The 25497-nt window shown below is 39.2% G+C and carries 22 protein-coding genes; 20 read left to right on the plus strand and 2 right to left on the minus strand.

Features of this window, described 5'->3' with window-relative positions; all coding sequences use genetic code 11:
- Positions 1-6: 6 nt before the first annotated feature.
- Positions 7-606, minus strand: coding sequence for a hypothetical protein (locus ACGHVY_RS07310; RefSeq protein ID WP_308746426.1), 600 nt, complete (start codon positions 604-606; stop codon positions 7-9).
- Between the two features lie 233 nt (positions 607-839).
- Between ACGHVY_RS07310 and ACGHVY_RS07315 the strand changes: the two genes are divergently transcribed.
- The 4 genes from ACGHVY_RS07315 to ACGHVY_RS07330 are packed head-to-tail and all read left to right on the plus strand — an operon-like array spanning position 840 to position 5478.
- Entirely contained in the window at positions 840-1748 is a 909-nt protein-coding gene (locus ACGHVY_RS07315) for a caspase family protein (protein WP_390598124.1), read from the plus strand.
- A 15-nt stretch (positions 1749-1763) separates the two neighbouring features.
- Entirely contained in the window at positions 1764-2330 is a 567-nt protein-coding gene (locus ACGHVY_RS07320) for a sigma-70 family RNA polymerase sigma factor (protein WP_308746424.1), read from the plus strand.
- An 11-nt stretch (positions 2331-2341) separates the two neighbouring features.
- Positions 2342-3082 (plus strand): hypothetical protein, encoded by a 741-nt coding sequence (locus tag ACGHVY_RS07325; protein ID WP_390598126.1) that lies wholly within the window; start codon positions 2342-2344, stop codon positions 3080-3082.
- On the plus strand, positions 3073-5478 hold the full coding sequence (locus ACGHVY_RS07330) for a CHAT domain-containing protein (RefSeq protein ID WP_390598127.1): 2406 nt from the start codon (positions 3073-3075) through the stop codon (positions 5476-5478). Before ACGHVY_RS07325 ends, ACGHVY_RS07330 begins: the two co-directional genes overlap by 10 nt.
- Positions 5479-5695: 217 nt before the next feature.
- On the opposite strand, the gene ACGHVY_RS07335 is transcribed toward ACGHVY_RS07330, so the two are convergent.
- Positions 5696-10141, minus strand: coding sequence for a translocation/assembly module TamB domain-containing protein (locus tag ACGHVY_RS07335; protein WP_390598129.1), 4446 nt, complete (start codon positions 10139-10141; stop codon positions 5696-5698).
- 302 nt (positions 10142-10443) lie between these two features.
- Between ACGHVY_RS07335 and tsaD the strand changes: the two genes are divergently transcribed.
- The 16 genes from tsaD (at position 10444) to ACGHVY_RS07415 (ending at position 25484) form a co-directional block, all read left to right on the plus strand.
- Complete coding sequence (gene tsaD, locus ACGHVY_RS07340) at positions 10444-11463, plus strand: tRNA (adenosine(37)-N6)-threonylcarbamoyltransferase complex transferase subunit TsaD (protein WP_390598131.1); 1020 nt, start codon at positions 10444-10446, stop codon at positions 11461-11463.
- 56 nt (positions 11464-11519) lie between these two features.
- Positions 11520-12752, plus strand: a complete 1233-nt coding sequence (locus tag ACGHVY_RS07345; RefSeq protein WP_390598132.1) for a competence/damage-inducible protein A — start codon at positions 11520-11522, stop codon at positions 12750-12752.
- Between the two features lie 122 nt (positions 12753-12874).
- Positions 12875-13135 (plus strand): 50S ribosomal protein L28, encoded by a 261-nt coding sequence (rpmB, locus tag ACGHVY_RS07350; protein WP_024987718.1) that lies wholly within the window; start codon positions 12875-12877, stop codon positions 13133-13135.
- Between the two features lie 21 nt (positions 13136-13156).
- Positions 13157-13345: a 50S ribosomal protein L33 gene (gene rpmG / locus ACGHVY_RS07355; RefSeq protein WP_002560155.1), complete on the plus strand. Its 189-nt coding sequence runs from the start codon at positions 13157-13159 to the stop codon at positions 13343-13345.
- Positions 13346-13362: 17 nt separating this feature from the next.
- Positions 13363-13521 (plus strand): DUF4295 domain-containing protein, encoded by a 159-nt coding sequence (locus ACGHVY_RS07360; RefSeq protein ID WP_308746418.1) that lies wholly within the window; start codon positions 13363-13365, stop codon positions 13519-13521.
- Positions 13522-13660: 139 nt separating this feature from the next.
- Entirely contained in the window at positions 13661-14620 is a 960-nt protein-coding gene (ftsY, locus tag ACGHVY_RS07365) for a signal recognition particle-docking protein FtsY (RefSeq protein ID WP_390598134.1), read from the plus strand.
- Positions 14617-15927 carry a 30S ribosomal protein S12 methylthiotransferase RimO gene (gene rimO, locus ACGHVY_RS07370; RefSeq protein WP_390598136.1) on the plus strand — a complete coding sequence of 437 codons (1311 nt, stop codon included), beginning with the start codon at positions 14617-14619 and terminating at the stop codon, positions 15925-15927. Before ftsY ends, rimO begins: the two co-directional genes overlap by 4 nt.
- Positions 15920-16192 carry an HU family DNA-binding protein gene (locus ACGHVY_RS07375; protein WP_308746440.1) on the plus strand — a complete coding sequence of 91 codons (273 nt, stop codon included), beginning with the start codon at positions 15920-15922 and terminating at the stop codon, positions 16190-16192. Before rimO ends, ACGHVY_RS07375 begins: the two co-directional genes overlap by 8 nt.
- Positions 16193-16204: 12 nt before the next feature.
- A complete protein-coding gene (locus ACGHVY_RS07380; protein ID WP_390598138.1) occupies positions 16205-17497 on the plus strand; it encodes an HU family DNA-binding protein in 1293 nt (430 codons plus the stop codon).
- Between the two features lie 239 nt (positions 17498-17736).
- Positions 17737-18732, plus strand: a complete 996-nt coding sequence (locus ACGHVY_RS07385) for an AAA family ATPase (RefSeq protein ID WP_390598139.1) — start codon at positions 17737-17739, stop codon at positions 18730-18732.
- An 84-nt stretch (positions 18733-18816) separates the two neighbouring features.
- Positions 18817-19686: a DUF58 domain-containing protein gene (locus ACGHVY_RS07390; RefSeq protein WP_308746962.1), complete on the plus strand. Its 870-nt coding sequence runs from the start codon at positions 18817-18819 to the stop codon at positions 19684-19686.
- Positions 19686-20774, plus strand: a complete 1089-nt coding sequence (locus tag ACGHVY_RS07395; RefSeq protein WP_390598142.1) for a hypothetical protein — start codon at positions 19686-19688, stop codon at positions 20772-20774. The genes ACGHVY_RS07390 and ACGHVY_RS07395 overlap by 1 nt, the downstream gene beginning before the upstream one ends.
- Positions 20775-20824: 50 nt before the next feature.
- Positions 20825-21808, plus strand: a complete 984-nt coding sequence (locus ACGHVY_RS07400; protein WP_308746964.1) for a VWA domain-containing protein — start codon at positions 20825-20827, stop codon at positions 21806-21808.
- Between the two features lie 47 nt (positions 21809-21855).
- Complete coding sequence (locus tag ACGHVY_RS07405; RefSeq protein ID WP_308746965.1) at positions 21856-22884, plus strand: VWA domain-containing protein; 1029 nt, start codon at positions 21856-21858, stop codon at positions 22882-22884.
- A gap of 16 nt (positions 22885-22900) precedes the next feature.
- Positions 22901-23623: a tetratricopeptide repeat protein gene (locus ACGHVY_RS07410; protein WP_390598144.1), complete on the plus strand. Its 723-nt coding sequence runs from the start codon at positions 22901-22903 to the stop codon at positions 23621-23623.
- 31 nt (positions 23624-23654) lie between these two features.
- The gene (locus ACGHVY_RS07415; protein WP_308746967.1) at positions 23655-25484 is read left to right on the plus strand and encodes a BatD family protein; all 1830 of its coding nucleotides are present in this window, start codon (positions 23655-23657) and stop codon (positions 25482-25484) included.
- Positions 25485-25497: the final 13 nt, after the last annotated feature.

Raw genomic sequence — 25497 nt, forward strand, 5'->3', positions numbered from 1 at the left:
TGCTCATCATATATCATTGCTCATGTCAAAGATCTCCTTCAGTTTTTCATTTTCCACTTTTATTAATAAGCGATCAATTCCAATCTGATGCTTTTCCCCTCGTTTTCCCGTGATACAATATATTTCCATCAATACTTCGGGAACAACCATTGAAAGGCTTCGACGAATAATGGAGCATGTCTCGTAGATTCTATTATTGACAGGTTCCACCAAATTTTCAAGACTGCGCCTTATCTTACTGGCTTCCGTATTTTTCTCCAGCGCTACAATTTGATATATTTCATACAACTCATGCATATAGTTGTACATACTTTTAAATTCAACACCTTCTTTATGTATTAAGAAAAAAAGGAATACTGTTTTCGGTAGATATGGCATTTTCACTTCCATAGGAGAGTAATCAGGCAAAAATATGCGACCGTTCTTGTCTATAATAATCCGGCTCATTTCTTCCTTATCATTGTTTGTTTCATTATTAATCTCTTTTTGTATAACTGAACCTAAAATCTTCAAAATATCCTCATCTGTTGAAAAATCATTGTTTTCCAATAGCTCCAATAAAATTCTTTTTGCTGTATGATAAGATATACTTAGTTTATCATTCATGTTTTATGTACTTATGTTGGACAAAAATAAGTTAAATAACAGTTGTTCGCTATCCGGCACAAGGTTGTTGGCGAAAATCAATGAACCTTGTTTTGGAACATCGTCACAACTATTAATTACGCACCCCGTCAAAACAAGGTTTGTTCTTTTCTCTTTATACAAGAAAAAGGGAAAAGGTAACAGGCAGGAATTAAAAAAAATAGTCTATTTTTGCATAGATATTGCAAAAAAACATGAAATATAGACTGCTTTTATATTGTTTGACTATATCTGCCTTCGCATTGGCACAAACAAACAGAGCATTGATAATAAGTATAGGAACATATCCGATTATCAGTGGTTGGGAGAAAATACACGCTGGCAATGACATGAAGTTAGTGACTGAACTGCTATCGAATAATCAATATCAATCCCATAATATTAAAGTATTATCAGACGCACAAGCTACCAAGAAAGCTGTAACCGCTGCTTTTCAACAATGCTGGGAGCAGACTGCTTACGGCGACTTTATTTATTTGCACTTTTCTTGCCATGGACAACAAATGATGGATGATAACGGAGATGAAGAAGATGGATTAGACGAATCACTCGTTTTATATGATGCCGGTTATTGGTATATTCCGGGAAAATATGAAGGAGAGAATCACCTGCGAGACGACGAATTGGGTATGTGGATAAACAAACTAAGAAAAAAAGCAGGCAGCAAAGGACAGGTAACAGTTGTACTGGATGCCTGCCACAGCGGAACGGGGAACCGTGACAACGGAGTAAATGATTATATCCGTGGAGCATCCGCAATTTTTGCCCCCGAAGGATATATCCCCAAGCCCGGCATTCATCAGGAATTGAGCCTGAAACTAAAACCGGTTAAAGATCTTTCTCCCGCTTTTGTTTTTAGTGCTTGTCTGGCAAATGAAATAAATTACGAATATTATAGCCAAACAAAAAAGCAGTTTTACGGTATGCTGACATATGCTTTCTATACCTTACTCCATTCTTCCGAAAACTTTAATTCTGTTGCAAGATTTATGGAAGCGTTACAAAAGGAAGTGAATCAACTGACCGGATTCCGTAAAAGCAGAAAACAAACCATATATATGGAGTGTAGCGATGAAAATATTCCGTTTCAAATATACCGATAAAATAGAAGGCGAAAAATGAAGAAAATATATTGGCTAACCGGACTATTCAAACATAACAAGGAGATAGATTACCTATATAATTTATATAAGCCGTCTTTCATCTCATTTGCTTTGAAGAATTATCCTATTGAAGAAGAAACGGTTGCTGATATATATCAGGAAAGTTTCATGAGCATGTGCCAAAATGTTCAAGATGGAAAATATGTGGAGAAAGGAAGTTCTTTAAAAACTTATCTATTCGAAATCGGAAAACATCAAATATGCAAATATCTGAATAAGCACCACATTGAATATATGCCTATCGAAAATCTATCTTCCGAGTGGTTCGAGCAAAATGATTATATGGAAGAGTGGACAGAAGCACAAGATGTAGTCAGTCAACTGATTGAAAAAGCGGAAGATGACTGTGGACAAGTATTAAAACTTTATTATTGGGAACGACTGAAAATGGTGGATATCGCCAAACAAATGAACTATAAAACCGAACAGGTTGCCAAGAATAAGAAAAGCTCTTGTTTGCGTCGATTCGCTTTTGAACTTAAAAGAAGATTAGCGGAAAAAGGAATTAATTGGAAACGTTAAAAGAAAAAGTAATGGACAGAACAATATCAGAACAACAGATAGACCGTTTCGTACAGAATGAAATGACACCTGACGAACGGGAACAATTCGTCCTTTCCATGAGAAATGACAAAGAATTGAAAGAACAAGTTGCCATCCGGTACTTGTTGTTAGAAGGCACATTAATGAAAAATGAAGAAAAAGCCCGGATGGCGCTTACAAACACTGTGCATGCAGACAGTAGAAAAAGAATTCGTTGGGTTGCGGCAGCCTGTATCATTCTTTTGTTGGGAACAGTGGGATGGTTTGGTAACCAGCCTTTGCATAATCCGCAAGAACTATACCCGATCTATCATTCTATACCGGTAATCGAACGTGCACGTGGTGGACATGACTTGGCCGAAAAGTATGCTGTCGTGAATGCCCAGTTGGCAGAATGGTATGAACAAGGTAAATATAAAGATATAGTCGACTGGTATAATCGTAACCGACAAGAAAATACTATTGACGCGCTACCCGATTACACCTCATTATTTATAGCCGTTTCCTTGTTGGAACAAGAGAAAGCAGGGGACGCAACGACCATTCTTCTGCGGACAGAAAGCACCGATTATCGAGAAGAAACGGAATGGTTATTACTTTGCTGTTATTTGAAAACCAATCAACGGGAAGAAGCTGAGGAACTTGCAAATAAAATACAAACAGAAAAAGGCATATTTGCCAATGCAGCCGGGCAAATAAAAACTGACTTGAAAAAGAAGAGATGGTTTTAATCAAACGTTTTGTCGGAAGCTTATGCTTCCTGGCAATTGCTTACAATGCAACTGCTCAAAAGTCTATATGGAGCGAACCTCTAATACAAGAAGGACTGGAATGTATCCAACGATTGGAAAAATCATCCAATGACAGCTTATTGTATGCGCGCGAGTTATTCTCGCTTGCTCAATATTGTCAACGTAGAAATATGTATAAGCAAGGAGAAGAGTTATCTCAATTATCCATTCAGATATTAGAAGCTAAATTGGCAACAACACAACAGGAAACTGAGGACATACATTTATATAAAGATTTAATAAATATATATACATTTGTAGGAAATAACAAACTAGGGCATAAGGGAAGTGTAATCCCCAGTGGAATGATTGAATCAATTTCAGCAGTGAACTATACTCAATCAATAGTCATAAGAGCCTTAGAATTAACACAAAAAGGTATCCAGACCGGAAACAAGGCTTTTCTAAAAGAAGCTGAAGATTTGTATGCAGATATATCTGATAACTGGGACAGGGCAAGTATCTACTGCTGGGAAGCCGGGAATTTCAAGGAAGCCATTTATTATCTAACCCAGGCACTGAAATCTAAAAGAAACGAAAAAGAGCGTACTTTGATTGAAAACAGGTTAAAAGCGTTGACCTTATTAACAGATTCTTCTTCCACAGGAGATCAGTATCTGAAAGTTGCCGAGCAAATGTATCACCCGATATCTCTTGCTGAAATCTTATATAGCCAAAGGTTACCGGATTATTTTAAGATGTTCAGGAGTTCTGCACGGAAATATGAAATGGAAGGAAATCTCCAGAAAACGTCTGATGTTTATCATCGAATACTGGAATTGCTTACATCGAATATAGAAAAGGATTTGCCCTATTTACTGCCGGCTGAACGTAGTAATTTATGGGATATTTTAAACCCCTGCTACGAAGAAATGGAATTCTTTATGTGTGACAATATGATATGCGGGACATGGGAAGAAATATCGGAACTGCTTTATGAAAGCCAACTATTGAAAAAGGAACTATTTACAACCGTATCCTATAAGCTTCAAGAAACAATATCCACAGCACAGGATAGTTATGCGTTTCAACTGCAACAGCAGATAGAAAAATTACGTTTCAGTGAAAAGGCTTTCAGAAATCCTTCGCAGAGCAATTATATTCAAAAATTAGAAAACGAAATCACGGTGCGTAATATGGAATATGTATTAACTGATTATCTGAAAAAGAAATATCCGGCTAAATATTCATGGCACCACGAATGGAAAGAAATAGCAGCTTCACTTTCACCAAAAGAAGCGGTAGTCGACATTGTCAGTTTACCTGTATCCTATAATTTTATTGATAGAATATATATAGCTATTGCATTTACCGCCAAAGATACACTGCCTCAGTTAATCCCTCTGACCACAAAATCAAGTTTGCACCAATTGTTTGTTCATAATAAACTGTATTCCCGATTATGGCAACCGATTGAAAAAGTAATATCAGGATGCGAACATATTTATCTGTCATTAGATGGTGATTTAAGTCAAATACCTTTTGCAGACTTACATAATGGGCTACAGTATATCTCCGAAAAATACATTCTTCATCATTTATTATACACCGGAGATATTCCTTTCATAAAATCGCAGAGAGATAATTCGGGGCATACACACAGAGATATTTTCTTTTTTGGAGGAGCAAAATTCAATATACAGCCCGAAGATGATAACCAGGAAAAACTGCGTGGACAAGGATTTGCCTATTTGCCAGGTACAGTAGAAGAAATCAATAGTATAAGCCAACTTCTTTCCAACCAATGGAGAATCCACAAATATATTGGAGAAAAGGCCAATGAATCTTCATTCAAGCAACTCTCCAATCAATCTTTGTCGGGAGCCGTCCTACATGTGGCAACTCATGGTTTCCACCTAGAATATAATGATTCGATACAAAGTACTGCCATACATCATAATGGAAAAAGCGGATATGAAGATCCTCTTATGCGCACAGGCTTTATTTTAACCGGTGCTAATAAGAACTGGATTGAAGAGCTTCCCTTAAATGACGAAAATGACGGAATACTTACAGCACTGGAAATCTCATCTATGAATCTGACAGGTATTGATCTTGCTGTTCTCTCTACTTGCCATTCCGCACAAGGAGAAATTCGCGATGGAGAGGGGACTTTTGGGTTGCAACGCGCTTTCCGCTTGGCAGGGGTACGTTCTATGATTATTAGTCTGTCAGAAATACCGGATAAAGAAACAGTAGAGTTTATGACCGGATTTTATCGGTATTGGCAGCAAGGGATGAGCAAATCAAAGGCTTTCACGAAAATACAACGAGAAATGATTAGCAAATACAGGTATGAACCCCAAAAATGGGCTGGCTTTATACTAGTTGAATAAGACTAATATTAAAAAAGCCCTTTTATCGATGATGATATCAAGGACTATTTAAATACTTATAGATTTTTATCTATATCTGTCGAGCAGTAGAGCAGAATATGTCACCTCATTATGCCATACACCATCTACATATTCTCTAATACCACTTATCGGACTGCATGAAGAATAGTAAAAATTTACCGAATTTCAGGGAAAACAGTGAGAATGCTCTTGTTTATCATTGCACACGCTGCCTTTTTAATTCTGACTTTGCCGCATTATCATTTCCGATACTATCTGTCTGTTGCTTGATCTTTTCTTCCCGTTTCCGTTTATTGCGCAACTTCCACTTATTCCAAAAGAACAAGTCACTCCATTTATTGAAATCTTTCTTATACATAATACCTACGCCTTGCGTAGTCAAGTTAGTTTTCGTATAATAACGGTCATTCGTTTCATTATACGCTTTTAAACGAATATCCCCCGAGCGGTTTATCAGCCATTCTGCTTCAAAGTCCCCTACAAAGTTCGTATTCGCCATTGGATTGTCCCGGTAGCCGAAGTTTCCATTAATCAACAATCTGTTATTCAATAGTTGACCGGACAAAATACCTTCCACTTCCATATCCGTCCAACCTTTATCTCCAGTACTCAGATTTGTTCCGATATTCCAGTTATTCGTTTCAAAAACCTGTGATAAGGCATTGTTTAACTGACCGGACAGAGTAGAAGAGAGCACCGATGACATCACATTGGAATTCTGATTATTATTCCGGGCATCTTCTGTATAGAACTTGCCGATACCCAACAAATAAAGAATCTGCATATTCATTTGCTCTTCCGTACTGATATAGTTGCGTACCAATGTCTGCACTTCATCTCTTTCATTCGGAAGCTCGATACCCAGTTTTATAGTCGGGCGTACCAGCATTCCACTCAAATTCATGATACAATTCACCCGCACATTAGGTTGCTGTATAATGGTCGAAGCATCAGGTATCAAATCATTCAAAGAAGCAGAATTCACAGTATATGAAGCCTGTATGTCCATATTAGCATCTAAAGGAGCGCCGTTGAAAGTTATCGTACTTCCATCTTTAATTACGAAATCCTTGCGAATGACTTCCTGCAAACTGAACTTATACACCCCCTGAGTGATTCTATAATTGCCGAACATCTTCACATCGCCTTTATTATAGAACTCCGTCCTGATATTTCCCGTACCTTTTCCGCTGATATAATCTCCGGCAACCGGATCCATGATAATCCGCATCGTAGCATCCGGTGTTGCATCCACCAGAATATTCAGGCGGATATCTGTCTTTTGCTCCTCTGTCTCTGCCTGGCGCTTCTGTTGCATCTGGTCATAGTAAGAAATGATTTGAACAGAATCCTGAATAGTGCGACGGGGTGTCTTATCCACAAACTTAATAAACTGATTACTGGTAGCTGACGCCACACTACCATTAATATAGGTAAAGGTAGTATTCCGATTCGTCGTCATAGCAGCATTTACTTCCAATCCTTGAGCTGCGTTCCCGGAAAGCAGCACATTTCCGGTGCCATATACCGTACCATAGAAAGGCATATCTGCCGACTCCTTCGTATTCATAACAAGCATATTATCAGCTTGTATCTCAAAACGATAATTCAAGTTCTTAAAATGCAGGAAATGCAAATATCCGTTTATTCTTCCGGAATGCCCTTCCATATCGGAAATATACATATTATTGAATGTCAATCCGGTAGGAGCAAGGTGAATCGTATCCTTAACGGCAAAATGGGTATTCAATATATCAAATTTCATGGAAGCATCTGTCATAACTGCACCATCCAAGTTCAACCCCTTGAATTTTCCATAAAAATGGACTTTACCTGTTCCTCGTCCTTTTATATCAGTGGCAATAGACTTCATATAATGCTCAAGGAATTTCAGATTCAGTTCGTTTGCTTCGATATTCAAGTCAAGTCCACTTTCAGGTTTTAATGGGTAGATAATACCGGTGACACGTGATGGAGCAGGAGTTATATCCTGAATAGATGCATCCAGGCGGATACCTCTGTTTTCATTATCCCATTCACCATATATATCCAAGTCACCCAGACGTCCTTCGTTAAGAGAGAAATTCTTTACAAATAAGCGAGTATTCATTACAGGCTTCTTTAGCACACCGCTTGCGTAAGCTGTTCCCGTAGCGTCACCTTCAAAGTTTACGTCATCAGAGATACTTGCAATATCGAATACATATCCCATATTAATATCCTTCAAATCGACTTTAACCGTGTCTTCGGGATTGTCGGAGAGGCGTCCGTTAATACGTACATAACGATCCTGGTGACTAAAGTAGAAATTATTCACATCTACCTTACCCGAATCCACCACTACTTGCGAAGGATGTATCTTCCAAAGAGTATCATTCAAAATAATATCCGTTGGATTCACATCTACCATTGCCTTCAACAAAGGCTTTTCTCCCTCAGTTCGTAAAAACTTGGCTACGGCTGCCAGTTGTCCGCTATATGTTACTGCTGCGCTATTTCCCCAGTTCAAAGTCGTACTGACATTATCGTCTTTCGCTTGTGCGTCCAATGAAAGATTAACCGCGCCTTTTTTCTTCAAATTAGTCAAACGAATCCGTGCACGAATATGATCCGCCGGATTCTCACACAGAATCATGCCGGACTCTATATAGTTATTCTTATACTGCAAACGAGGGAAATAGCCTTCCACACGCAAACGCTGCATAGGATCATTAAAATATCCCTTTAAAGTAGAATGAGTATATACAGCCAGCGGAATATCAAAAACCGTAGATAAGATATCCGTATTATATATATGTATATCAAACAGAAAGTTATTGTGCGTTTCAACCGGCTTTTTAGGCGGCAATATTAGAGAGGGAACATACTTTCTCATGATATTTAGAATACTGGCAGGCAACGTGTGATACTGGAATTTTCCCTCTATGCTTGCTGTCAAGAACTCGGAAGTCAGTCTCAGTTGATTCTCGTCATTTTGCTTTGTTGCCCGGATATTCATGTTTTTCATAAAATACTCTTTATCCGGAGCTGCAAACTTCAAACTATCTACATTGATTTCTCCAATCATCTCGTCCACAGAACCGCCCGTAAAGTTGGCTTTCAGTTTCAAAGAAAACTCCGAATCCGGATACTTGGCAGTGAGATTCAAATCATTTGGCCGTACTTTATCCACTACTGCAAGAAAATTAAAAGTCGGAACCTTGGAAGTGACATTGACATCCCCATTCAAATAGATGGAACCATTTGGATCGTCCAAGGCGACCTTGCCATTAAAGCCCCCCCGTTTATATTCCCCGTCCAACGTAATATTCTCATATCTATATCTGCTATAATCTATGGAGGCAATCAAGCCTTTTAGTTCAACAACAGGAAGCTGGTTTGCCATGTGCCGGCCATGCACATCGAGATTGAAAGTAATTTCTCCCAGCTTTTCATTAGCCAATAGGTCACCGAGCCTAAAATCTTCTGTTTTCACTGCACCGGAATAAGCAAATAGTCCCTTACTCTTATCCGAACTTAACTTCAAGTCAGTCTTTACGCTACCCAGACTGGTACGTAATTGCCCATAAGTAACCAGATCTGTGAAATACCCGGAGATTTCTCCCCGGAAGCTAACATCACCCAAACGTTCAAGGACAGGAGGAACCCCATTATAATTGTGATTCAGATTACGTACTAAAAAGCCGACGCCGCGAGTATTTGCCGAAAGTTCGGAAAGAGTGCCATATACATATGCATCTTGCGGGCGCGACAAATCCTGTAGCGACACATCTCCTCTGAGACGGAACTGCCGGTCGTCCGCTGTAATCTCCAAATGCGAACAAGTCAATTGATCGACCGTACCTTTTATTTCCATATCCAACGTGACCGGTTCCTTAAAATGCGACAAAACAGGTACAAAAGGTGAAATGTCTTTTAATGTAACTTGCGACGGTAGCGTACGGAAAGAAAAACGAACTTGTTCTGTAAAATGATTGAAAGATTCCAGGCTATCATATAGCAGATGTATGGTATCCATTTTCAAGGAAGTTTCAGGAAGTTCGATAGCAAAGTTATCAATATTCGTCTGTTTACTATTAGCAATCAATTTCAGGCTCAACTTCTTTAAAGAAAATCCCGATGCCTTTTCATCAAGACTTAATCGTTTGATTCCTAGATTCACAGAGTCCTTGCTCAATGCTTTCAAGGAGATGTTAGCAATGATATTCTGGAGCTGGACATGCTTTGCATTAAACTTTCCTGGTGTTTCTTCTTCCGAAAGCACATGATAGGTCATCCGCCCACGACGAATCAAAATGGAATTGATACGCAAATCAAGCGAACTCTCTTTTTTCACCGTATCCTTAGAGGCGAAAGCATCCAGGACAAACTTAAAATTAGGCGGAGAAGCCGGCGTCTCTTTCTGAAGATTGATATTGAAACCAAAAAGCTGCACACTGCTAATGGAAATCTTTCCTTTGAAGAAAGGCATTATGTCAAATTTGGCAGACAGACGGGTTACTTTGAGCATTTCCTGCCCGCTTTGATCGTCAAGTAATACATCGTCAATAATAATACGGTTCAACAATCCGATATTAATTCTGCCGATCACGACTTTTGTTCTCAATACTTCGGAAAGTTCTTCAGCCACAAATGAACTCATAGCTTGCTGAACATTTGGTATATTCAGCAAGATAATAGCCCCTATATATACTCCCAGTACAATACCGACTACCCAGCGTACAGTCTTTTTCAGCGTTCTGATAAGCGATTACTTTTATTTTGCGAACAAAAGTAATATAAAAAAGTGAGATAGAGAAAAAGAAAGCAATCAGATAAGCCCATGTTTCCGACAAGACCTATTACTTGAAACTCTCTTTTTTATATTCTACAAACAAAAATATAAAATAGTTCGTATGAATCGTAGTTTTATGATTACTTTTGCACCGTTTAATATAAATACTTATGAGTGCAATAATATTAGGAATTGAATCCTCTTGTGATGATACATCGGCAGCCGTTATCAAGGATGGTTATCTGCTGTCAAATGTGGTATCAAGTCAAGCCGTACACGAAGCATACGGTGGAGTAGTACCTGAACTCGCTTCACGGGCACACCAGCAAAATATCGTACCAGTAGTACATGAAGCATTAAAACGTGCCGGTGTCACTAAAGAAGAATTGAGTGCAATAGCTTTCACTCGTGGTCCGGGCTTGATGGGCTCCTTGCTTGTCGGTGTTTCTTTCGCCAAAGGATTCGCTCGTTCTTTAAATATTCCTATGATTGATGTTAATCATCTAACAGGACACGTTTTAGCGCATTTTATTAAAGTGGAAGGAGAAGAGAGTAAACAACCTCAATTCCCGTTCCTTTGCTTGCTTGTGTCCGGAGGAAATTCACAAATTATATTGGTGAAAGCATATAATGACATGGAAATTCTCGGTCAGACGATTGATGATGCCGCAGGCGAGGCAATAGATAAATGTTCAAAAGTTATGGGATTAGGTTATCCTGGCGGTCCGATTATTGACAAACTGGCACGCCAGGGAAATCCGAAAGCATTCACGTTCAGTAAACCGCATATTCCAGGCTTGGATTACAGTTTTAGCGGGCTGAAAACCTCATTTCTGTATTCATTGCGCGATTGGATGAAAGAAGATCCTGATTTTATCGAACATCATAAAGTGGATCTGGCGGCATCGCTGGAAGCGACGGTTGTAGACATACTGATGGATAAATTGCGGAAAGCAGCCAAAGAATATAAAATTAAAGAAGTGGCCGTAGCAGGTGGGGTTTCTGCAAATAACGGGTTGCGTAATTCGTTCCGGGAACATGCGGAGAAATATGGCTGGAACATATTTATTCCTAAATTTAGCTACACGACTGACAATGCGGCTATGATTGCCATTACCGGATATTTTAAATATTTGGATAAAGACTTCTGCTCCATTGATCTTCCGGCCTATTCGCGCGTCACATTATAAGTCGTTTTTGCATACCTATATAATATTAGGAGTATATATAATTAAAATAGGAAAATATGTTTGCCGAGATTATAACCATTGGCGATGAATTGCTGATAGGGCAGGTCGTTGATACTAATTCCGCCTGGATGGGGCAGGAGTTAAACAAAATAGGTATTGAAGTCCTTCGTATTATTTCAATTCGCGACCGGGAAGAAGAGATCCTGGAAGCGATTGATAATGCGATGAAAAGGGTGAATATTGTTTTAGTAACCGGAGGACTTGGTCCTACTAAAGATGACATAACCAAACAAACTCTTTGTAAGTACTTCCATACGGAACTGATATTCAGCGAGGAAGTATTTGAAAATGTAAAGCGGGTGTTGGCGGGAAAAATCCCAATGAATGCACTCAATAAAAGCCAAGCGATGGTTCCTAAGGATTGTACGGTAATCAATAATCCGGTAGGAAGTGCTTCTGTCAGTTGGTTTGAAAAAGATGGAAAGGTACTTGTTTCTATGCCCGGAGTTCCGCAGGAAATGACTGCCGTAATGACCGAAAGCGTATTGCCGAGGTTGCAAGAAAGGTTTCAAACGGATGTAATCATTCACCAGACCTTCCTCGTGCAGCATTATCCGGAATCGGTACTGGCAGAAAAATTGGAGTCTTGGGAAAATGCTTTGCCGGAATGTATCAAATTGGCATATCTGCCTAAACTCGGAATAATTCGCCTGAGACTAACCGGGCGCGGACAAAAAAAGGAAAAGGTAAAAGCCCTTCTTGACCGCGAAAAAGTAAAACTGGAGGAAATATTAGGTGAAGACATTTTTAGTGAGGAAGATACGCCACTGGAAATTATCGTGGGCGAACTATTGAAAAAGAAGAAATTAACCGTTTCCACCGCAGAAAGTTGTACCGGTGGAAGTATTGCCGCACGATTGACATCCATCGCCGGGAGCTCGGAATATTTTAATGGCAGTGTAGTAGCTTATTCTAATGACGTAAAAATGAGACTCTTGGGTGTTTCCTCCGAGACTCTGGAATGCTATGGCGCTGTAAGCGAGGAAACTGTAATTGAAATGGTGAAAGGTGCGATGAAAGCATTAAAAACTGACTGCGCCGTTGCGACATCAGGAATAGCCGGTCCGGGGGGCGGCACTCCGGAGAAACCTGTGGGAACTGTTTGGATAGCTGCTGGTTATAAAAACGAAATTCGTACTTACAGACAGGAAACGAATCGTGGAAGAGCCATGAACATCGAAAGAGCAGGCAATAATGCACTACTAATGCTCCGGGATTTACTCAAATAAAGAAAAATAGCCGCCTATAAGTGAATTATTTTAAGAAATCCTTGTTTTATACGGATAAAAGTGCTTACTTTGCGTCCTGTTTGAAATAAGTATAGATATAAAACTATAAAAATAAGATAGAAATGTCGAAGATTTGTCAAATTACCGGAAAGAAAGCCATGATTGGCAACAATGTTTCACACTCAAAGAGAAGAACTAAAAGAACCTTTGATTTGAACTTGTTTAACAAAAAGTTCTATTATGTAGAACAGGATTGTTGGATCAGCCTTAGTATTTGTGCTAACGGGCTGCGTATTATCAACAAAAAAGGACTGGACGCTGCGCTGACTGAAGCTGTGGCTAAAGGTTTTTGTGATTGGAAAAGCATTAAAGTAATCGGCTAAACGTAGAGGAGAAAACTTACAATGGCAAAGAAAGCAAAAGGTAACAGAGTACAGGTGATTCTGGAATGTACAGAACACAAAGACAGTGGAATGCCGGGAACATCTCGTTATATCACAACTAAGAACAGAAAGAATACTACAGAAAGACTTGAGTTGAAAAAATACAACCCGATTCTAAAGAGAGTAACAGTACACAAGGAAATTAAATAATAAAAGAAGTATAACCCATGGCAAAGAAAACAGTAGCAAGTTTGCACGATGGCACCAAAGAAGGTCGTGCTTATACCAAGGTTATCAAAATGGTAAAATCTCCGAAAACCGGAGCATACGTTTTTGATGAACAAATGGTTCCGAACGAAAAAGTACAAGACTTTTTCAAAAAGTAATTGAAATAGCATACACGCTATAAAGCCAAAATCCTCTCATTGTTTATCAGTGAGAGGATTTTTTATTGCTTCTTTTTTTACTTTTTCAATCCTTTGTTATATCTTTGTAGCATAATGTATTATACAAACAACCGTAAATATGGGATTTTTCAGTTTTTTTTCAAAGGAGAAGAAGGAAACTTTAGATAAAGGATTATCTAAAACCAAAGAGAGCGTATTTAGTAAAATAGCTCGTGCTGTGGCTGGTAAGTCAAAGGTAGATGATGAAGTATTGGATAATCTGGAAGAAGTGCTGATCACATCCGATGTGGGTGTGGAAACCACTTTGAATATTATCAAGCGCATAGAAAAACGTGCTGCTGCAGATAAATATGTCAATACCCAGGAACTGAATCATATATTGCGTGACGAAATAGCCGCCCTGTTAACCGAAAATAATTCGGATGATGTAGCTGATTTTGACGTGCCTATCGAAAGAAAGCCTTATGTGATTATGGTGGTGGGAGTAAATGGGGTAGGCAAGACTACGACTATCGGAAAACTGGCTTATCAGTTTAAAAAGGCGGGCAAATCCGTTTATTTGGGAGCTGCCGATACATTCCGTGCTGCCGCTGTGGAACAGCTCATGATTTGGGGAGAACGGGTAGGGGTACCGGTTATCAAACAGAAAATGGGAGCTGACCCGGCATCTGTTGCATACGACACCCTCAGTTCCGCTGTTGCTAACAATGCTGATGTTGTCATCATTGACACGGCCGGACGTCTTCACAATAAAGTCGGCTTGATGAATGAGCTGACGAAGATAAAGAACGTTATGAAAAAAGTGGTGCCTGATGCACCGGATGAAGTTTTGCTGGTATTGGATGGTTCAACCGGACAAAATGCTTTCGAACAGGCAAAGCAATTCACTTTGGCAACTGAAGTGACTGCTATGGCTATCACAAAACTGGATGGTACGGCTAAAGGCGGTGTTGTAATTGGCATTTCCGATCAGTTCAAGATTCCTGTAAAATACATCGGATTAGGCGAAGGTATGGAGGACTTACAAGTATTCCGTAAAAACGAATTTGTAGATTCCTTGTTTGGAGAGAATGCATGAAAAGAAAAAGAATTGATATAATTACCTTAGGGTGCTCCAAAAATCTGGTAGATTCAGAGCAATTGATGCGTCAATTGGAGGAGGCGGGATACAGCGTAACCCATGATACGGAAAATCCCCAAGGAGAAATAGCCGTTATCAACACATGTGGTTTTATCGGCGATGCCAAAGAGGAGTCTATCAATATGATTCTAGAATTTGCCGAAAGGAAGGAAGAAGGTGATTTAAAGAAGCTTTTCGTAATGGGATGCCTTTCCGAACGCTACCTTAAGGAACTGGCGGTTGAAATACCTCAAGTGGATAAATTTTATGGGAAATTCAACTGGAAAGAATTATTGCAGGATTTAGGGAAGGCTTATCATGACGAATTGTATATTGAGCGAACGTTGACTACTCCCAAGCATTATGCTTATCTGAAAATATCAGAAGGATGTGACCGTAAATGCTCTTATTGCGCTATTCCGATTATTACAGGACGCCATATTTCCAAATCCATAGAAGAAATACTGGACGAAGTTCGATATTTGGTTTCACAAGGTGTGAAAGAGTTTCAAGTTATTGCTCAGGAATTGACTTATTATGGTATTGACCGATATAAGAAGCAGATGCTTCCTGAACTAATAGAACGCATTTCGGATATACCAGGAGTGGAATGGATTCGCTTGCATTACGCATATCCAGCACACTTTCCCACTGATTTATTCCGGGTTATGCGTGAACGCGATAATGTATGCAAATATATGGATATCGCTCTTCAACATATCAGTGATAATATGTTGAAACTGATGCGTCGACAGGTTACTAAGGAAGATACTTACAGACTGATTGAACAATTTCGTAAAGAAGTGCCGGGTATTCACCTACGGACGACTTTAATGGTAGGACATCCTGGGGAAACAGAGGAAGACTTTGAAGAATTAAAGGAGTTTGTGCGCAAGGTACGCTTCGATAGAATGGGGGCTTTTGCTTATTCCGAAGAGGAGGGTACATATGCCGCAGAAGCCTATGAGGATATTATTCCGCAAGAAGTGAAACAAGCCCGGCTTGATGAATTAATGGATATACAACAGGGAATTTCGGCTGAGTTGAGCGCCGGAAAAATCGGTAAACAGATGAAAATTATCATCGATCGGCTGGAAGGGGATTTTTATATCGGAAGAACAGAATTTGATTCACCGGAAGTGGATCCGGAGGTGTTGATTAATCATGCTGAAAAGGAGCTTGAAATCGGAAAGTTTTATCAGGTAGAAGTGATAGACGCAGACGATTTTGATTTATATGCAAAGATAATAAATGACTATGAATAATAAGGAGTTTACATCTGAACTGGCTGAAAGATTGGGGTACACCATCAAGGATACTTCTGAATTGATAGCATCTTTGTTGTCTGAAATGACAAAGGAACTGGAGGAAGGTAATATGATTGGAATACAAGGATTCGGTTCTTTTGAAGTAAAAAAGAAAGCGGAACGTATTTCAATCAATCCAGCAAGTAAACAGCGTATGCTGGTGCCTCCCAAGCTGGTGCTGTCTTACAAACCCAGTAATACACTGAAAGATAAGTTTAAATAAATATTTCCCGTTATGAATGAAAGACTAACAATTCAAGACCTTACCGACTTATTGGCCGCTAAACATAGCATGACCAAGAAGGATGCCGAGGCGTTCGTAAAAGAGTTTTTCCTCCTGATAGAGCAAGCCTTGGAGAGCGAGAAGACTGTAAAAATCAAAGGATTGGGAACTTTCAAACTTATTGATGTAGATAGCCGGGAAAGTGTCAATGTCAACACAGGTGAACGTTTTCAGATAAAGGGACATACGAAGGTGTCGTTTTCTCCGGACGCGAATCTGAGGGATACGATAAACAAACCTTTTGCGCATTTCGAGACTGTTTTGTTGAACGAAAACACAATATTGGAGGATACCCCGATAGAGGAACCGGAAGAGGAAGAGGTAAATATAGTTCAGGAAGAACAAATAACCGAACAACCGATTGAAACAGAGACAGTGGTTGAAGAGCCGATTGTTGTTGAAGCTATAAACATAGAAGTAATGGTTGAACAGCAGCCGGAAGAATTGCCATTAACTGAAGCCGATAGCGAAAAAGGAGTAGAACAAGAACCGATTGAAGAAGAAATTCCTATTGTTGAACAGCGTCAACTGCCGGAACAGCCGATAAAAGAGACAGAAAGGATTACAGCTGAGCAAATTATCGAGCAGGAACTTCTGAAAGCAAATCTAAAACCTGAAACTCCTGTAGTATTGCCTGAAAAGGAGAATGTAAATCTTTCAGAGTCAGCACAGACTACTACCGCTCCAGACTCTAAGAAAAAGACTCCTGCGAAGGAAAAATCACCGGTCCCTTACTTAATTACTATCATCATTCTTGTTTTGTTGCTATGTGGAGGTGTTATTCTATTCATTTATTATCCGGATATGTTCTCTTCTTCACCCGATAAAAATATGCTTGAGATGCCACCTGTAACAACCCAACCAGTTCATCCGGAAGCACAACCCGCTGACACAATCGAGCATAAAGATACAATTAAAGAAGCTACGCCCGATATGTCTAAAACTGTTGTTACTCCACAACCGGTCGCTAAAAAGGAAGAAATGGCAGCCCCTGCAAAAACAGGAAATAAGGTTGCGCAACAACAACCTGCCGCTTATTTGGATTCGGCGTCATATAAGATTACAGGAACCAAAACTAAGTATACAATCAAAGAGGGGGAAACTTTAACAAGGGTTTCTTTGCGGTTTTATGGCACAAAAGCAATGTGGCCGTACATTGTGAAGCACAATCCGAAGGTTATTAAGAACCCTGACAATGTACCTTATGGTACAACAATTGAAATACCGGAACTTACGAAAGAATAAACAGTAATAATCCATATTCACCCGGCCATACAAATCTTGTATTGACCGGGTGATATGTTATGGATGTGCAAAAGCGTATGAAAGTACCTTAATCTAAAGATTTCGCATTGTTTTTTAATAAAAATTAGTTGCAATCGTTAATTATATGGCGTACTTTTGGGGGCTGAATAATAAGCCTTATGACACAGGCAAGGCTTACATTAAATAATGGGATATAAATAATAAAATATTAAGTATTTATGGCTGAATCAATAGATATCCGCGAGCTAAATGAGCGGATTGAAAGACAAAGTGCTTTCGTTACCAATCTTACGACAGGTATGGACCAAATTATTGTTGGTCAGAAACATTTGGTTGAATCACTGCTTATCGGATTACTCTCCGATGGTCACGTTCTGTTGGAAGGTGTACCCGGTCTGGCAAAAACTTTGGCTATTAAGACACTCGCGTCTCTGATTGATGCGAAATATAGCCGTATCCAGTTCACACCGGACTTACTGCCTGCCGATGTTATCGGTACAATGGTTTACAGTCAGAAAGATGAATCTTTTAAAGTGCAAAGAGGACCGGTTTTCGCTAACTTTGTATTAGCTGATGAAATAAACCGTGCTCCGGCCAAAGTACAGAGTGCTTTGCTGGAAGCAATGCAGGAACGGCAGGTTACTATTGGTAAGGAAACATTTGTTTTACCGGAACCTTTTCTTGTATTGGCTACTCAAAACCCTATTGAACAAGAAGGTACTTATCCGCTTCCTGAAGCACAGGTCGACCGTTTCATGCTGAAGGTTGTTATCGACTATCCGAAGTTGGAAGAAGAAAAGCTGATTATTCGCCAGAATATTAACGGAGAGAAATTCAATGTGAAACCTATTCTGAAAGCTGACGAGATTATTGAAGCACGAAAAGTTGTTCGTCAGGTATATCTGGATGAGAAAATCGAACGTTATATAGTAGATATCGTATTTGCTACTCGTTTCCCGGAAAAATATGATCTCAAAGAATTGAAAGATATGATCGGATTCGGTGGTTCACCCCGTGCTTCTATCAACTTGGCTTTGGCTGCCCGGACATATGCTTTCATTAAACGTCGTGGTTATGTAATTCCGGAAGATGTACGTGCCGTGGCGCATGATGTTCTTCGTCATCGTATCGGATTGACATATGAAGCGGAAGCCAACAATATGACTTCGGACGAAATCATCAGCAAGATTCTGAATAAGGTTGAAGTACCCTAATTCGTAGTTATAATACAGTCTATAAGTAGTCATTGTGTGGTACACTTGACTACTTTAGCTACTTACTACTTAACTACTGTATAAATGGAAACAAGTGAAATACTAAAGAAAGTTCGTCAGATTGAAATTAAGACACGGGGATTGTCTAACAATATCTTTGCAGGCCAGTATCACTCGGCTTTCAAAGGTAGGGGTATGTCGTTCTCGGAAGTCAGGGAATATCAGTTTGGCGATGATATACGTGACATAGACTGGAATGTGACTGCGCGTTTTAACAAACCCTACGTAAAAGTGTTTGAGGAAGAACGTGAGCTGACAGTTATGTTGATGGTTGATGTTTCCGGAAGTTTGGAATTTGGTACTGTCAAGCAGTTAAAGAAGGATATGGTAACAGAGATTGCTGCCACGCTCGCTTTTTCTGCTATACAGAATAATGATAAAATCGGTGTGATTTTCTTTTCAGACCGGATAGAGAAGTTTATTCCTCCCAAAAAGGGACGTAAACATATTCTATATATAATCCGTGAACTGATTGATTTTCAACCGGAAAGCCGTCACACGAATATACGTCTTGCATTGGAGTACTTGACTAACGTAATGAAAAGGCGTTGTACGGCATTCATTCTATCGGATTTCATTGACCAGGAAAGTTTCAAAAACGCATTAACTATAGCTAACCGGAAGCATGATGTAGTAGCATTACAAGTTTATGACCGGAGAATCTGCGACCTTCCTCCTATAGGATTAATGCGGGTAAAAGATGCGGAAACCGGTCATGAACAATGGATAGATACTTCTTCTAAAGCTGTGCGCCGGGCACATCGCGACTGGTGGATACAGAAGCAGGCTGAACTGAACGATACATTTACCAAAAGTAATGTAGATTCTGTATCTGTCAGAACTGACCAAGATTACGTAAAGGCATTGTTGAACTTATTTGCCAAACGAAATTAATGAAATCAAATATGAATAGAAATATTATTCTGATAGCATTATTAGGTTTACTATCTATCGGCAAAGTAACTGCGCAATCTGTCACAGTGGAAGCTAAGATAGATTCGCTGCAAATACTGATTGGCGAACAGGCGAAAGTGCAATTGCAAGTAGCTATGGATGCCAAGCAGCGTGCTGTTTTTCCTGCTTATACCGACACGTTAGTAAAGGGGGTGGAAATTATAGAAACTGTCAAAACGGATACGCAATTCCTGAATGATCGTCAGCGAATGCTGATTACTCAGGAATATGTTATCACTTCTTTTGACTCGGCTTTATATTATCTGCCGCCAATGCCTGTTACTGTAGACGGTAAAGAGTATAAATCTAAAGCTTTGGCACTGAAAGTATATTCCATGCCGGTCGATACATTACATCCTGACCAATTCTTTGGACAGAAACCTGTAATGAAAGCACCTTTCGCGTGGGAAGACTGGTATGGCTTGATTGCTTGTTCATTTCTAGCTTTGCCGCTACTTGGTTTGCTGATTTATCTTATTATCCGTATCCGTGATAATAAACCGATTATCCGCAAGATAAAAGTTGAACCTAAGTTGCCGCCACATCAGGCTGCAATGAAGGAGATAGAACGTATCAAAACCGAAAAGGTATGGCAGAAAGGACAGCCGAAGGAATATTATACGGAACTAACTGATATTCTTCGTACTTATATCAAAGACCGTTTCGGATTTAATGCTCTAGAAATGACTTCTTCTGAAATTATTGATAAATTGTTGGAAATGAATGATAAGGAGGCTATATCTGATTTGAAGGTTCTCTTCCAGACTGCCGATTTAGTGAAGTTTGCCAAACATGATCCTCAGATGAATGAGAATGACGCAAACTTAATCAATGCTATCGACTTTATCAACGAAACGAAACAATTGGAAGAGGAAAACCAGAAACCGCAGCCAACAGAAATTACCATCATTGAAAAGCGCTCTTTACGCGTCAAAGTAATGCTGATTTGCGGAATTACACTTTTATCAGTAGCATTGATTGGTACCTTTATATATATAGGTATGCAGATATACAATCTTTTTGTATAAAGAATGTGTAACTTGAATACTAAATAGTAAACTGTTAAATCATAAATAAAATGGTTTTTGCCAATATTGAATATCTGTTTTTGCTATTATTACTTATACCTTATATAGTATGGTATATTCTGAAGCAAAGAAAAAGTGAAGCAACTCTTCAAATTTCGGATGCTAGAGTATATGCACATACTCCGAAAAGTTATAAGAATTATTTGTTGCATGCTCCATTTCTACTACGCATCATAGCGTTGGTATTGGTTATTTTGGTTCTTGCACGCCCACAAACGACTAATAAGTGGCAAAACAGCGAGATAGAAGGTATTGATATCATGCTGGCTATCGATGTTTCCACTAGTATGTTGGCCGAAGACTTGAAGCCTAATAGACTGGAAGCTGCTAAGGATGTAGCCGCAGAGTTTATTAATGGACGTCCGAATGATAATATCGGTATCACATTATTTGCCGGTGAGACTTTCACTCAGTGTCCATTGACTGTAGATCATGCTGTATTGCTGGATATGATTCATAATATCAAATGTGGTCTTATCGAGGATGGTACAGCAGTAGGTATGGGAATAGCGAATGCTGTAACCCGCCTGAAAGACAGCAAAGCTAAATCGAAAGTTATCATTTTGCTGACGGATGGTACCAATAACAAAGGAGATATTTCTCCGATGACGGCCGCTGAAATAGCTAAAAGTTTTGGTATTCGTGTATATACCATTGGAGTAGGAACGAATGGAATGGCGCCTTATCCTTATCCGGTCGGAAATACTGTGCAATATGTAAATATGCCGGTAGAAATTGATGAAAAGACATTGACGCAGATAGCTGGAACAACAGATGGCAACTATTTCCGGGCTACCAGTAATTCGAAACTGAAAGAAGTGTATGAAGAAATTGATAAACTGGAGAAAACTAAACTGAATGTAAAAGAGTATAGCAAGCGGGATGAAGACTATCACTGGTTTGCATTAGCTGCTTTTCTCTGTGTTTTACTGGAAGTACTGCTACGTAATTCAATACTCAAAAAGATTCCGTAAAGGTGGTTTGTCAATTGTAATTTGTCAATCGTAAAATAGTAAAGAAGATGTTTCGATTTGGAGAACCTACATATTTATATTTATTGCTGCTATTACCATTTTTAGCAGCTTTCTACCTGTATTCTAACTACAAAAGAAGGAAGAATATCCGCCGTTTTGGAGATCCGGCTTTGTTGGCTCAACTAATGCCTGATGTATCTAAATATCGTCCGGATGTGAAATTTTGGATACTTTTTGCTGCTATCGGTTTATTTTCAGTACTATTAGCACGTCCTCAATTTGGTGCTAAACTGGAAACGGTGAAACGTAAGGGAGTCGAAGTGATTATTGCATTAGATATTTCAAACTCCATGCTTGCCCAGGATGTACAGCCAAGCCGTTTGGAGAAAGCCAAAAGACTAATATCCAGATTGGTAGATGAGCTTGATAATGATAAAGTCGGTATGATTGTTTTCGCCGGTGATGCTTTTACGCAATTGCCAATTACTAGCGACTACATTTCCGCTAAGATGTTTCTGGAATCTATAAATCCTTCATTAATATCCAAACAAGGTACAGCTATTGGAGAAGCTATTAATTTAGCGACTCGTAGCTTCACTCCCCAAGAAGGAGTAGGACGTGCCATCATCGTCATTACTGACGGTGAGAATCACGAAGGTGGCGCAGTCGAAGCTGCTAAGGCTGCCGCTGAAAAAGGTATCCAGGTAAATGTGTTGGGAGTAGGTATGCCTGATGGGGCTCCCATACCAGCTGAAGGTACAAATGATTATCGACGTGACCGGGAAGGTAATGTAATCGTTACCCGTTTGAATGAGACTATGTGTCAGGAGATTGCCAAAGAGGGAAAAGGTATATATGTACGGGTTGATAACTCTAATTCTGCACAGAAAGCTATTAATCAGGAAGTGAACAAAATGGCAAAATCTGACGTGGAATCAAAAGTCTACACGGAATTTAACGAACAATTCCAAGCAATTGCCTGGATTATTCTACTATTGCTATTGGCAGAAATATTAATTTTGGACCGCAAGAATCCTTTATTTAAGAACGTTCATCTGTTTTCTAATAAGAAATAGTTATATAGTTATGCACATGTTAAAAAGTAAATATATTCTATCTGTTGTGTTTCTGTTGGCAACAACCACTGTCTCAGCTCAGAAAGCAGAACGCGACTATATCCGTAAAGGAAACCGGCTGTTTAATGATAGTGTATTTGTAGATGCAGAGGTGAACTACCGAAAAGCCCTGGAAATAAACCCCAAATCTACAGTATCCATGTATAATTTGGGAAACACGCTTTCACAACAGCAAAAGTTTCAGGATGCCATGGAACAATATGTGTCGGCTAGTAATATAGAAAAGGATAAAATGAAACTGGCTCATATTTACCACAACATGGGAGTGCTTTTCCAAGCCGGCAAAGATTACGCTAAAGCTGTAGATGCGTATAAAATGTCATTACGCAATAACCCTACAGACCATGAAACGAGATATAATCTGGCTCTTGCACAAAAAATGCTGAAAGATCAGCAACAGAACCAACAGAATCAAGACCAAAATCAGGACCAAAACAAAGATCAACAAAAGCAGGATCAAAAACAAGACCAGAATAAAGATAAACAGAACGATCAGAAGCAAGATGAAAAGAAAGATCAGCAGCAACCGCCGAAATCTGAGAAACAAAATAATCAGATGTCAAAGGAGAACGCTGAGCAACTACTGAATTCTGTGATGCAGGATGAAAAAAACGTGCAGGATAAAGTAAAAAAACAACGGAAAGTTATGCAAGGTGGTCGTTTAGAAAAGGATTGGTAATATAAAGTTGACGATATAAATTTCATAAGCAATGAGAAAACTGATTATTATATTGATGGCATTGATAGCATATAGCACTCAGGCGTTGGCCGACAAAGTGTCTTTTACTGCTTCTGCTCCTGACGCGGTAGTAGTAGGCGATCAATTCAGGCTGTCTTACACCGTAACCACACAGAAAGTAAAGGATTTCCAGGTACCCTCAATTAAGGGGTTTGACGTACTGATGGGGCCAAGCCGCTCGCAACAAAGTAGTACTCAAATTATAAATGGTAGTGTTACATCTACCAGCAGCATTACGTTTACATATATATTGATGGCTAACACTGCTGGTGAATACACAATTGGTGGTGCTTCAATAGTAGCAGATGGTAACCAAATGGTGTCAAACTCTGTAAAAATTAAAGTATTACCACAGGACCAGAGTAGTAATAGCGGACAAAATAGTAATAATAACTCTTCCGTACATTCCTCGTCCGCCACGAGTGTATCTAATCAAGACCTGTTTATCACGGCAACTGCCAGCAAGACCAATGTGTTTGAGCAGGAAGCATTTGTTCTGACATATAAAATATATACCAGAGAATCTAATTTGCAGCTAAATAATGCTAAACTCCCTGATTTTAAAGGTTTCCATTCACAGGAAATCGAAATGACTACAAATGCCAAGTGGACTCCAGAACATTATCAGGGACGCAACTACTATACAACAGTTTATCGTCAGTTTGTGCTTTTTCCACAGCAATCTGGTAAACTCTATATAGATCCGGCTCAATTTCAAATGACAGTAGGCAAACCTGTACAATCGGCCGATCCTTTTGATGCATTCTTTAACGGTGGAAGTAGTGTGATCGAGATAAAAAAATCTATCGCTACGCCTAAGATAGCAATAAACGTCAATCCGCTTCCAGCCGGTAAGCCTTCCGACTTCTCAGGCGGAGTGGGAGAGTTTACTATTTCGTCTTCTATCAATAGCAAAGAATTGAAAACCAATGATGCTATTACAATTAAACTAGTTATTTCAGGTACAGGAAACTTGAAGTTGATTTCTAATCCAGAAATCAACTTCCCAGATGATTTCGAAGTATATGATCCTAAAGTAGATAATCAAGTCAGATTGACTCGAGAAGGACTTACTGGCAACAAAGTAATCGAGTACTTGGCAATTCCCAGACATGCTGGGACATATAAGATTCCGGGAGTGTCTTTCAGTTACTTCGATATCCGTTCCAAATCATACAAAACTTTGAAAACGGAAGAGTATGTCGTGAATATTGAGAAGGGTGCGGGAAATGCAGATCAAGTGATTGCAAACTTTACTAATAAAGAGGACTTGAAAGTATTAGGAGAAGACATACGTTATATCAAGCAGAATGAGGTAGCTCTTCAGCCTAGAGGAAGCTTTTTCTATGGTTCAATGACTTATTGGTTATTCTACATTATTCCGGCTCTTGCCTTTATTATCTTCTTTATCGTTTATCGTAAACAAGCTACCGAGAATGCCAATGTTGCTAAAGTACGAACAAAGAAAGCTAATAAAGTCGCTACAAAACGAATGAAATTAGCAGGCAAGTTACTTTCCGAAAATAAGAAGGATGCTTTTTATGATGAGGTTTTAAAGGCATTATGGGGATATATTAGTGATAAATTAAATATTCCGGTATCTCGTTTATCCAAAGATAATATCGAAGAGAAACTGAGAAATCACGGAGTGAATGAAGAACTGATCAAAGAGTTCTTGAATGCACTGAATGACTGTGAATTTGCCCGTTTCGCCCCAGGTGATGAAAATCAAGCTATGGATAAGGTTTATTCATCTTCAATAGAAGTAATAAGCAAAATGGAGAATTCAATAAAACATTAACCCAGAAGAGATT

It is taken from the genome of Bacteroides sp. f07, assembly GCF_042854785.1.
Lineage (GTDB): Bacteria > Bacteroidota > Bacteroidia > Bacteroidales > Bacteroidaceae > Bacteroides.